8 protein-coding genes are annotated in these 11,822 nt (G+C 58.8%); all 8 read left to right on the forward strand.

The features are described 5' to 3' along the window. Window positions 1-167: 167 nt before the first annotated feature. The 8 genes from chvE (at window position 168) to MPRO_RS14765 (ending at window position 11,793) form a co-directional block, all read left to right on the forward strand. Complete coding sequence (gene chvE, locus MPRO_RS14730; RefSeq protein WP_067294151.1) at window positions 168-1,229, forward strand: multiple monosaccharide ABC transporter substrate-binding protein; 1,062 nt, start codon at window positions 168-170, stop codon at window positions 1,227-1,229. A gap of 68 nt (window positions 1,230-1,297) precedes the next feature. Beyond that, entirely contained in the window at window positions 1,298-2,821 is a 1,524-nt protein-coding gene (mmsA, locus tag MPRO_RS14735) for a multiple monosaccharide ABC transporter ATP-binding protein (RefSeq protein WP_067294154.1), read from the forward strand. Between the two features lie 14 nt (window positions 2,822-2,835). Then, a complete protein-coding gene (gene mmsB / locus MPRO_RS14740) occupies window positions 2,836-4,047 on the forward strand; it encodes a multiple monosaccharide ABC transporter permease (protein ID WP_067294156.1) in 1,212 nt (403 codons plus the stop codon). 11 nt (window positions 4,048-4,058) lie between these two features. Next, window positions 4,059-5,024, forward strand: a complete 966-nt coding sequence (gene araD1 / locus MPRO_RS14745) for an AraD1 family protein (RefSeq protein WP_067294159.1) — start codon at window positions 4,059-4,061, stop codon at window positions 5,022-5,024. Next, the gene (locus MPRO_RS14750; RefSeq protein WP_067294162.1) at window positions 5,021-5,824 is read left to right on the forward strand and encodes an SDR family NAD(P)-dependent oxidoreductase; all 804 of its coding nucleotides are present in this window, start codon (window positions 5,021-5,023) and stop codon (window positions 5,822-5,824) included. Before araD1 ends, MPRO_RS14750 begins: the two co-directional genes overlap by 4 nt. Continuing rightward, window positions 5,821-7,566 carry an L-arabinonate dehydratase gene (gene araD, locus MPRO_RS14755; RefSeq protein WP_067294165.1) on the forward strand — a complete coding sequence of 582 codons (1,746 nt, stop codon included), beginning with the start codon at window positions 5,821-5,823 and terminating at the stop codon, window positions 7,564-7,566. Before MPRO_RS14750 ends, araD begins: the two co-directional genes overlap by 4 nt. A gap of 51 nt (window positions 7,567-7,617) precedes the next feature. Continuing rightward, window positions 7,618-9,123, forward strand: coding sequence for an aldehyde dehydrogenase (NADP(+)) (locus MPRO_RS14760; RefSeq protein ID WP_067294168.1), 1,506 nt, complete (start codon window positions 7,618-7,620; stop codon window positions 9,121-9,123). Between the two features lie 1,320 nt (window positions 9,124-10,443). Then, entirely contained in the window at window positions 10,444-11,793 is a 1,350-nt protein-coding gene (locus MPRO_RS14765; protein WP_082708814.1) for a TolC family outer membrane protein, read from the forward strand. Window positions 11,794-11,822 lie beyond the last annotated feature (29 nt).

The raw sequence follows: 11,822 nt of genomic DNA on the forward strand, positions 1-11,822 counted from the left end.
AAAACACCTCGAATACCAATTATGGTATGTATTTATACATAAAATGAATTTGATTGGTATGCCTGTGCCGCACTATCTTGGAGGGGCTCAATTGGCTCGACGATAACAATAATGTGCGTTTGGCGCCGGGATCAATTCCATAGGCGCTGGCACCACTGGAGATGCTAATGAAACACTTCAAGAAACTCATGGCGAGCGTTGCACTGGGTACCGTCATGCTGTCTGGCGCCGTATTCGCCGCCGAGAAAGGCTATGTTGGTATTTCGATGCCTACCAAGTCGTCGGCACGCTGGATTACCGATGGCGACTCCATGGTCAAACAGCTCGAGGCCGCGGGTTTCAAGGCGGATCTGCAGTATGCCGAGGATGATATTCCCAACCAGCTGTCCCAGATCGAAAACATGATCGTAAAGGGCGTCAATGTACTGGTGATCGCGGCGATAGACGGTACCACTTTGTCCAATGCGCTGGAAAACGCCCATGCGTCCGATATCAAGGTAATTTCCTATGATCGCCTGATTCGCGAAAGCGCCTACGTGGATTACTACGCCACTTTCGATAACTTCAAGGTCGGTGTGCAGCAGGCCACCACCCTGGTTGAGGGCATGAAAAAGCGCGGCCAGGCCCCCTATAACGTCGAGCTATTTGGCGGTTCGCCGGATGATAACAATGCCTACTTCTTCTATAACGGCGCCATGTCAGTGCTGCAGCCACTGATTGATTCCGGTGACATAGTAATTGTGTCGGGCCAGATGGGCATGGATACCGTGGGTACGCTGCGTTGGGATGGCGCTGTGGCCCAGGCCCGCATGGATAACCTGATGTCAGCCCACTACACCGACAGCAAGGTACAGGGTGTACTGTCGCCCTACGATGGTCTTTCCATCGGCATACTGTCGTCCCTCAAGGGTGTGGGGTATGGCTCCGGCGATATGGTGATGCCGGTTGTGTCGGGCCAGGATGCCGAGGTGCAATCGGTTAAATCGATACTGGCCGGTGAGCAGTATTCCACTGTATTCAAGGACACCCGCGAGCTGGCCCGCGTCACCGTGGGCATGGTCGAAGCCGTACTGGCCGGAACCGTTCCCGAAATTAACGACACCACCACTTACGACAACGGCGTAAAAGTCGTGCCCGCCTATCTGCTTGAACCGGTACCCGTCGATGCCTCCAACTGGGAAAAAATCCTGATCGGCAGCGGTTACTACAGCATGGATCAGATCAAGTAAGTCACTGCAACTGCACGTAACTTGGCCCGTCGGCTACTCCGGCGGGCCAGCATGATCGGGTTATTTCTATGCAAGATATCATTCTGGAGATGCGCGGCATCACCAAGAGCTTTCCGGGCGTCAAGGCTCTGAGCGACGTCAGCCTCAAGGTTAGACGCGGTGAAATCCATGCACTGTGTGGCGAAAACGGCGCCGGCAAGTCCACCCTGATGAAGGTGCTTAGCGGTGTCTATCCCCACGGAAGTTATGACGGCGATATCGTCTATGAAGGCAAGACGGTGGCCTTCGGCGGTATTTCCGATAGTGAAGACCAGGGCATCATCATTATTCACCAGGAGCTGGCGCTGGTGCCGCAGCTCTCGATTGCGGAAAACATTTTCCTGGGCAACGAGATCGCCCACAAGGGCGTTATCGACTGGCCCCAGGTGTATGCCACCACCGCAGAGCTGCTGCTCAAGGTCGGGTTGAGCGAATCCTCTTCCACCCAGATAGGCAAGCTGGGGGTGGGCAAGCAGCAGCTGGTGGAGATCGCCAAGGCGCTGTCCAAGAAGGTCAAACTGCTGATTCTGGACGAGCCCACGGCGGCACTGCAGGAAAACGACAGTCAAAAGCTGCTGGATCTGCTGCTGGAGTTCAAGGCGCAGGGCATAGCGTCGATTCTGATTTCCCACAAGCTCAACGAGATCAGCCGTGTTGCCGACACCATCACTGTGATCCGGGACGGCATGGCGGTGGCCACGCTGGATTGCCACGCCGAGGAAATCAGTGAAGACCGCATTATTCGCGGCATGGTGGGGCGGGACATGGAGCACCGCTATCCGCAGCGCACACCCAAGATAGGCGCCACCCTGCTGGAAGTGACGGACTGGAATGTCTGGCATCCCGAATCCGCCGAGCGCCAAATGATCCGCGATATCAATCTCAAGGTAGCGGCCGGGGAAGTGGTCGGCATTGCGGGCCTGATGGGATCAGGGCGCACCGAGTTCGCCATGAGCCTGTTCGGCAAAAGTTACGGCCAGAACATCAGCGGCGCTGTGAAGCTGCGGGGCCAGCCGGTGGATGTCTCCACGGTGCGCAAGGCGGTGGCCAATGGCCTTGCCTATGTCACCGAGGATCGCAAGGAACTGGGGCTGGTGCTGGATGAAAGCATATTGCGCAACACCACTCTGGCGAACCTTGGCAGCGTATCGACGCGCGGTGTGATCGACGATACGCAGGAGCGTCGTGTGGCCGAGGACTACCGCAAGGCGCTTAACATCCGTACGCCCAGTGTGTTTCAGAAGGTCATGAACCTCTCCGGCGGCAACCAGCAGAAGGTGGTGCTAAGCAAGTGGCTGTTCACCGAACCCGATGTGCTGATTCTGGACGAACCGACCCGGGGCATTGATGTCGGCGCGAAATTTGAAATATACAGCATCATCAACCAGCTGGCCGACGAGGGCAAAGGCGTGATCGTGATCTCGTCCGAGATGCCCGAACTGCTGGGTATATGTGATCGCATCTATGTCATGAACGAAGGCGCTTTCCTGGGTGAACTGGCAGCCGCTGAGGCGAGCCAGGAAAAAATCATGTCCATGATCGTGACGGCGTAAGCGGAGTAAACAAGATGGAACAAGCTAAACCCCTGAACGAGACGCGCCCGGAGCCACAGGCCCGGCCGACGGTTGGTGTCTATCTGGCGAGTCATCTGCGCGACTACGGCATGTTGCTGGCGCTGGTGGTTATCATGGCGCTGTTCGAGTATCTGACCGACGGCACCCTGATGCGCCCGGTCAACCTGACCAATCTGTTCCTGCAGAACAGCTACATCATTATCATGGCCATCGGCATGTTGCTGGTCATCGTCGCCGGGCATATCGATCTGTCCGTGGGCTCGGTGGTGGGTTTTATCGGCGCCCTGGCGGCGGTGATGATGGTGGAGTGGGAGCTGCCACCACTGGTGGTGGTGCCGGTCTGCCTGCTGGTGGGCTTTATGATCGGGGCGGCCCAGGGTTACTGGATCGCCTACTGGAAAATACCCTCCTTCATCGTCACCCTGGCCGGCATGCTGGTGTTCCGCGGTCTGACCCTGGCGCTGCTGGAAGGGCAGTCGGTGGGGCCTTTCCCAAAAAACTTTCAGCTGCTGAGCACCGGTTTTGTACCCGATCTGTTTGGCGCCGACAAACCCAATGTCACCGCCATTCTGCTCGGCGTGATCGCGGCCTCGGCCATAGTGTTGCTGGCGGCGCGGGCCCGCTCCCGGGCGCTGAAGTTCGGCATTGAAGATGAGCCCTTCAGCTTCTTTGTCGCCAAGAATGCGCTGCTGGCCGGGGCCATCATCTTTGTGGCCTACCTGCTCGCCACTTACCGCGGCCTGCCGAACGTATTGATCACCATGGCGGTGCTGATTTCGGCCTACACCTTCCTCACCAACAGCACCACCCTGGGGCGACGTATCTATGCCCTGGGTGGCAACGAAAAAGCCGCCCGGCTGTCGGGTATCAATACCGAGCGCCTGACCTTCCTGACCTTTGCCAACATGGGCATGCTCGCGGCCCTGGCCGGGCTGATCTTTGCCGCACGGCTGAATACCGCAACGCCCAAGGGCGGGGTGGCGTTCGAGCTTGATGTGATCGCGGCGGTCTTTATCGGTGGCGCCTCCATGTCCGGCGGTGTTGGCAAGATTATTGGCGCCGTGGTCGGTGCTTTCATTATGGGTGTCATGAATAACGGCATGTCGATTCTGGGAATTGGCATCGACTGGCAGCAGGTCATTAAGGGCCTGGTGCTGCTGGCCGCCGTTATTTTCGATGTCTACAACAAGAACAAGTCCAGGTAAGGGGATCACAGATGCATTTGTCTCAGTTAAAGGGCGGCGGCGTGATCTGCCGCCAGGGTGAAAGTGCACGCTTGGTAAAGGATGCGAACAGCACCTACGGGCTGGCCATGGAAGCCATAGCGGCGACTTGCAGCCTGGCCGATATTATTGAGCGTCATGGCCTGGGTGAGTCGGTTGAGTTGCTGGCCCTGGCCGAGCAGGGCCTGCTTGACTGCCCGGTGCGTCATCCCGACAGCGCGCACATGTTTCTGACCGGCACCGGCCTGACCCATCTGGGTTCGGCCTCTACCCGTGATGCCATGCACGCCAGCGGCGAGGGCATGAGTGATTCGATGAAGATGTTCCGTGCAGGGGTTGAGGGTGGCAAGCCCGCCCCGGGCGAAACCGGCGTGCAGCCGGAATGGTTCTACAAGGGCACCGGCGCTGTGGCCGTGGCTCCTGGGGAGGCGCTGATATCGCCGTCCTTTGCACTGGATGGTGGCGAAGAGCCGGAGATCGCCGGTGCCTATGTGATCGGGCCCGATGGTACACCCCATCGCATCGGCTTTACCCTGGCTAACGAGTTTTCCGATCATTTGACCGAGCGGCTTAATTATCTGTTTCTGGCCCATTCCAAGTTGCGCCCGGCCTCCTTTGGCCCCGAGCTCTGGGTGGGAGAGCTGCCGCGGGATATTCGCGGTACCTCACGCATTGTGCGCGACGGTGCAGTGCTGTGGGAAAAACCGTTTCTGTCGGGGGAGGACAATATGTCCCACAGCATCGCCAACCTGGAGTACCACCACTTCAAGTACGGACTTTTTCGTGCACCAGGGGATCTGCACCTGCACATGTTCGGCACCGCCACGCTGTCGGTGGCCGACGGTATAGTGGTCCAGGAGGGGGACAGGTTCGAGATCGAGGCGCCGGACTTTGGCTTGACGCTGCGCAACCTGCTTAAGCGCGCTGCCGAGCAGACCCCCGAGGTTCAGCCCTTATGACGTCGCCGCAGAGCGCTGATCAGGCCTCTGACGTGAGCCGGCCTCGCGCTATCTACCCGGATCTGGAAGGGCGCACTGTGTTGGTGTCAGGCGGTGCTACCGGTATAGGTAAAGCCGTGGTTGAGGGGTTCGCCCGCCAGGGTGCGCGCACTGCTTTTGTTGATCTGGCCGAAGCTGCGGGCCAGGCGCTGGAGCAACAGCTGCGAGCCGAGGGCTGCGAGGCGCAGTTCTGGTGCTGCGATATCACCGATACGGTGGCCTATCAGCAGCTGATCCAGCAGGTAGCAGAAGAGTACGGTCCCATTACCGTGCTGGCCAACAATGCCGCCAACGATGTGCGTCATTCGCTGGACTCCCTGGGTCTGGATCAGTTCGATGCGCTGGTGGCGGTGAATCTAAAGCACGCGATGTTCGCTGCCCAGGCCGTGGCGCCCATGATGCGCAAGGCAGGCGGCGGCTCGATTATTAATTTCGGCTCGGTGGGCTGGATGATGGCCACCGCAGGTTACCCGGTCTATGCCGCCAGCAAGGCGGCGGTGCACGGCATGACGCGCGCTCTGGCACGGGAACTGGGGGCGGACCATATACGGGTCAATACCCTGGTACCCGGCTGGGTCATGACCGAGAAACAGCTGCAGCTGTGGGTCGATGAGAGCGCCAGGGAGCTGATCAAGCGCAGCCAGTGTCTGGCAGGTTCAGTGATGTCTGAAGATATTGCCGACATGGCGCTGTTTCTGGCGTCCGATGCGGCGTCCATGTGCTCGGCACAGAATTTCATAGTTGACGGAGGCTGGGTATGAGCGAATTCAAACCTGCAGCATGGCCACGCAAATTGCGCTCCACCGAATGGTTCGGCGGTACCTCGCGGGATCATATCTATCATCGCAGCTGGATGAAGAATCAGGGTCTGCCGGCGGATTTGTTCGACGGTCGCCCGGTGATCGGCATCTGCAATACCTGGTCCCAGTTGACGCCCTGCAATGCCCATCTGCGCGATCTGGCGGAACGGGTGGCCCACGGCATCTATGAAGCCGGCGGCCTGCCGCTGGAGTTTCCGGTGTTCTCGGCCGGTGAGAGCTCGCTGCGTCCCACCGCCATGATGTACCGCAATCTGGCGGCCATGGATGTGGAGGAAGCCCTGCGGGCCAATCCGCTGGATGGCGTGGTGTTGCTGGCAGGCTGCGACAAAACCACACCGGCCCTGCTGATGGGTGCGAGCAGCGTGGATATTCCGGCCATTATGGTCTCCGGGGGGCCCATGCTCAATGGCTGGTTCCGCGGTGAGCGGGTCGGCTCAGGTACGGCCCTGTGGCAGATGTCGGAAGAGATCAAGGCCGGCACCATGTCCCAGGAGGACTTTCTGGAAGCCGAGCAGGCCATGTCCCGCTCGTCGGGTTCCTGCAATACCATGGGCACGGCCAGCACCATGGCGAGCATGGCCGAAGCGCTCGGCATGGCGCTGTCTGGCAATGCAGCCATTCCCGCGGTGGACAGCCGACGCAGGGTGATGGCGCATCTGACCGGGCGGCGCATCGTACAGATGGTCAAGGACGACCTCAAGCCATCGGATATTCTTACCCGCCAGGCGTTCGAGAATGCCATTCGCGTGAACGGTGCCATCGGCGGTTCCACCAATGCCGTGATTCACCTGCTGGCCATTGCCGGGCGCGTCGGTGTCGATCTGACACTGGACGACTGGGACAAGCTTGGGCAGGACATCTCGACCATCGTTAATCTCATGCCGTCGGGCAAGTACCTGATGGAAGAGTTCTTCTATGCCGGCGGTCTGCCGGTGGTCATGCGCATGCTGGGGGAAGGGGGCAAACTGCACCGCGATGCCATCAGCGTCTCGGGCGAGCCGATCTGGAACGACGTCAAGGATGTACGCAACTGGAACGACGACGTTATTCGTCCGGTCGACAAGGCGCTGACCGCCAAGGGCGGCATTGCTGTGCTGCGCGGCAATCTGGCCCCCAGGGGCGCGGTGCTGAAACCCTCAGCCGCCTCGCCGCATCTGTTGCAGCACCGTGGCCGGGCCGTGGTGTTCGAAGGCATTGATGACTACAAGGCGCGTATCAACGACGAGAATCTCGATATCGACGAACACTGCGTCATGGTGCTCAAGTACTGCGGCCCCAGGGGCTATCCGGGTATGGCGGAGGTCGGCAACATGGGTCTGCCGCCCAAGGTACTGCGCAAGGGCATCAAGGACATGGTGCGTATTTCCGATGCCCGCATGTCCGGTACGGCCTACGGCACCGTGGTGCTGCATACCTCGCCGGAAGCCGCCATGGGCGGGCCTCTGGCTGTGGTACGGGATGGCGACATGATAGAGCTGGATGTCGAAAACCGCCGTTTGCACCTGGATATTTCCGATGACGAACTGGCCGGCCGGCTGGCGGACTGGTCGGTTCCCCAGGAGTCGCCTGTCAGTGGTTATATCAAGCTGTTCCACGACCATGTGCAGGGCGCCGATACCGGTGCGGATTTTGATTTTCTGCGTGGGTGCCGAGGGTCTGCCGTACCCAAGGACAGCCACTGAAGCTGCAACAGCGGGCTTTCTATTTCCAGCAGTAAAGGAGTTAAGTATTTAATGACGTTAACTGGCAAGCACTATCTGGCAGGAAACTGGGTGTCCGGCGACAGTCACTTCATGTCCACTCCGGCCTTTGGCTCGGCCCATCAGTTTGCCGTCGGCACGCCCGCCATGGCAGATACCGCGGCCCGAGCTGCAGAAGTGGCATTTGAGAGTTACGGCTATTCCAGTCGCAGCCTGAGGGCGGCCTTTTTGAACCGCATCGCCGATGAGATCGATGCCCGTGGCGATGCCATTACCGAAATAGGCTGCCAGGAAACCGGCCTGCCCAAAGCCCGCCTGATCGGCGAGCGTGGCCGTACTGTGGGCCAGCTGCGTCTGTTCGCACAGCATATCGAGTCCGGCGACTATCTGGAGCGCAGGCAGGATGGCGCCTTGCCCGGGCGTGCACTGTCGCGGCCTGATCTGCGCCTGATGCAGCGCCCCATCGGCCCTGTTGCGGTGTTTGGTGCCTCCAACTTCCCGCTGGCCTTTTCGGTGGCTGGCGGCGATACGGCAGCAGCATTGGCGGCGGGTTGTCCGGTGGTGGTGAAGGGGCATGGGGGTCATCCCGGTACCGGCGAAATCGTCGCCCAGGCCATTGCGGCGGCGATCGAGGCCTGTGAACTGGATCCCGGCGTGTTCTCGCTGATTCAGGATGGCGGCCGCGAGCTGGGCCAGGCTCTGGTGCAGCATCCGCTGATTCGGGCGGTGGGTTTTACCGGCAGTCTGGCTGGAGGACGGGCGCTGTTTGATCTCTGTGCGCAGCGCCCCGAGCCCATTCCGTTCTTTGGCGAGCTGGGGTCGGTGAATCCGATGTTTCTGCTGCCGGGCGCGGTGTCGGTCCGTGCCGCCACCCTTGCGACCAGTTGGGCCGGCGCCCTGACGATGGGTGCCGGCCAGTTCTGCACTAATCCTGGTCTGGCGATTGTGATTGACGGGGCCGATGCCGATGCCTTTGTCACTGCGGCCCGGGAGGCTCTCAGCGCTGTGGCGCCCCAGACGATGCTGACCGACGGTATTGCCCAGGCGTATCGCAGTGGTGCCCACCGGCTGCAGACCAGTAACGGTGTACAAACGCTGCTGGCCAGCGACAGTGGCCAGCGTGACGCAGAGCCCTGGCTGTTCGAGACCAGGGGGCAGACATGGCTGGCAAACCCAAACCTGGCCGAAGAGGTGTTTGGCCCCCTGGGGCTGGTGGTACGGGTGGCGGACTTTGATGAAATGCTGACCCTCGCGCGATCTCTACAAGGGCAACTGACCTGCACTTTGCAGCTCGATAGCAGCGACAGCGAACAGGGTAGGGCACTGTTGCCGATCCTTGAACGCAAGGCCGGCCGCGTACTCGCCAATGGCTTTCCTACCGGGGTGGAGGTATGCGACAGCATGGTGCACGGCGGCCCTTATCCGGCGTCCACCAACTTTGGTGCGACCTCGGTGGGTACTCTGTCGATCCGCCGTTTTCTGCGCCCGGTGTGCTACCAGAATATCCCGTCCGATATACTGCCGGCGGATCTGCGCTAGGATATTCCTCTGCCGCTTTTATGAGTCCCTGCAATCACCCTGTCCCCGGAGGTTATTCAATTGTGGCATTGTTGCCAGTCTTATTGAGTAGAGACGTTTTTAGAGGTAACAGTGACTGTTTTGGAAGAACCGTTATTTAATGGACTAGATGGCGACACGCCCGGCGGCAAGGTCACAGGCACCAGTACCCACCGTTTTAAAAACAATGGGTCGAATTTCACCGATCTAGCGGAGCCTTGGGAAGGGGGGCGTCAGGGATGGGCTTCCCCCTTGCGTTGCGAAGAGTAAACAACGAGCGCACTTGCTGTATGCGGCAGGGCAGATATGTGGGAACCAGTTTGTCTGCCAGGTAAATAAATCCCAATACCGATTTCCAATCGGCTGGAGTGCGAGCGTTTGTTGCAGGCAGGGCAATGTTCGTAGCTAGCTGAGGCGTTCTGTCATATTAAATCCCCCAACACCTGCCTCAACACCTAATAGTCAGGCCGCTGCTGTCGTGGTCGGATGATTATTGCTGATCGTTTTCTGTACGCCCTTAGATATTCCCTTAGATATTGCAGATGCAATTATCCTGCGCTTTCAGTCGGTAAGGCTGCGAGGGTACGCCGGGCGGGCGGCAATGTCCCCGGGACTCTCGAAGGCTGAAAATAACATAGGTTTTAGATACCTGTTTTATTTGCTGCGCTCCCATATTCTATCGGGTCGCGGAATCGCCGCTGATCGCGAGCATTTAATACGCTTGTATGACGGCAATTACGTCGAATAAATGCAATTTTATTGACAAATTTCAATAAGTAATCAGGGTTGTCTATTGCTGTTTTAGTGGCCAAAATCGTTGCGTCAGGGGTGTCATGGCTATAAGGTTGAGTACTGGCTAACAAACGGTTCAGCGACTGTTAACGCAAGCGTAAAGACAGCGTTGATAATTGGGCTAAGATATTAGGCTCATGTGGCGGGAGCGTCGAATGGTTGTATTGAGCTATTGGTCCATTTCACCGATTCGGTGCGGCTGATAATGCTGAAACATTGTCTGCGTGGCGATATTGTTCAGTATCCACGGGGATGTCAGAACAGGTTTTGTACGAGTTGTTACCTTATGTGAGTGCTCAGACCCCCTTTGGGTTTGCCTGTTATAGGGAATTTGTACAAATTTTGTTGCTTGGCGAATAATAATACGAACGCCTGTAGTCGATTGATACTGCAGGCGTATTTTGCTTGCAGGGCGGTTGCGGTTTGATGTGTCGGATTGGCTCAATCCCCGGGTGTACAGGGATACTTAACAGGCCAATGGCTGCAAACAGCGCCAGGGGAATAACACGAATGCGATTTAGCAAGCTGGTTCGATTGTGCGCAGGTTTTGGCGTTTTGTGCTGGAGCGCATCGGCGCCTCTGGTGCAGGCAGAAAATCTGATTGATATTTATCAGTCGGCGCTGCAGTCAGATCCGCGTCTGGGCAGCGCCACCTTTGATCATGCCGCCGGTGCCGAAGTGGTCACCCAGGCCTGGGCCGGTTACAGGCCCGTCATCACGCTGGGTTACGACAGCATCGACACCACTCAGGATGTCACTAGTAATGGCGCTAGTGGAGCCTTCGAGGACGGTAGTACTTCCTTCCCCACCACCAGTTGGACCCTCAGCGTGACCCAGCCCATCTTCCGCTGGGCCAATTACAAACGTATCGGCCAGGCCAAGGAAGAGTTGCTGCAGGCCGACGCCGAGCTGATTCAGGCTGAACAAGACCTTATTTTACGCGTGAGTGAAGCTTACCTGGGCGCCTTGTCGGCCGCCGACGAACTGCGTTTTCTGGATGCCGAGCGCAGCGCCGTTGCCAAACAGCTGGATCTGGCCCGGGGCCGTGAGCAGGCCTCTATCGGGCGCGCGGTAGACCGCTACGATGCTGAGGCCCGCATGGCGCTGGTGGAGGCTGATTATGCGGTGGCCGAAGTCGCGCTGCGTGATGCCTATGAGGCGCTCTACGAAATGGCAGGCCGTGATCCAGAGGTGCTGGCGACCCTGCAGGATGATATCGATCTGCAGTTGCCCCAGCCGGCGGACGATCAGTACTGGATCGATGCCGCCATGAAAAACAATCCGGCCCTGGTGGTTCAACGCCATGTGGTCAATGTCTCCCGCACCGAAATTTCCCGTCAGAGCGCCGGGCACTACCCGACCCTGGATGCAGTGCTGAGCAAGAGCAACCGCGATACCAAGGGCTCACTTTTTGGTGGCGGCAATGAGGTCGACACCCAGGAGTTGATGCTGCGCCTGAGTGTACCCATCTATGCCGGCGGTTCTGTCAGTTCGAAGAAACGCGAGGCCGTCGCCCGTTATCACAGCTCCGAGCAGGAAAAGACGCGGTTGTTGCGTGAATCGCGCCGCCAGTCCCGTGATGCCTACTGGGGTGTAATGAATGCGGTAAAACGCACCGAAGCGCTGAACAAGGCAGTGGCCGCACAGCAGGCCACTCTGGACCTGCGCCGCGCGGCCTACCAGTCGCGCCTGGAAACGGCCATCAGTGTGCTGGATGCAGAGCGTGATCTGTATTCGGCCAAGCGCGATCTGGCACAGGCCAAATACGATTACCTGCTCAACAGTCTGCGCCTCAAGGCGCTGGTTGGCGTGCTGACGCAGGATGATCTGAATCTGATTAATGGTTGGCTGCAAGGCTGACACCTAACAACACAGGTACGTGGTGTTTT

It is taken from the genome of Marinobacterium profundum (assembly GCF_001528745.1).
In the GTDB taxonomy this organism is placed as follows: domain Bacteria; phylum Pseudomonadota; class Gammaproteobacteria; order Pseudomonadales; family Balneatricaceae; genus Marinobacterium_A; species Marinobacterium_A profundum.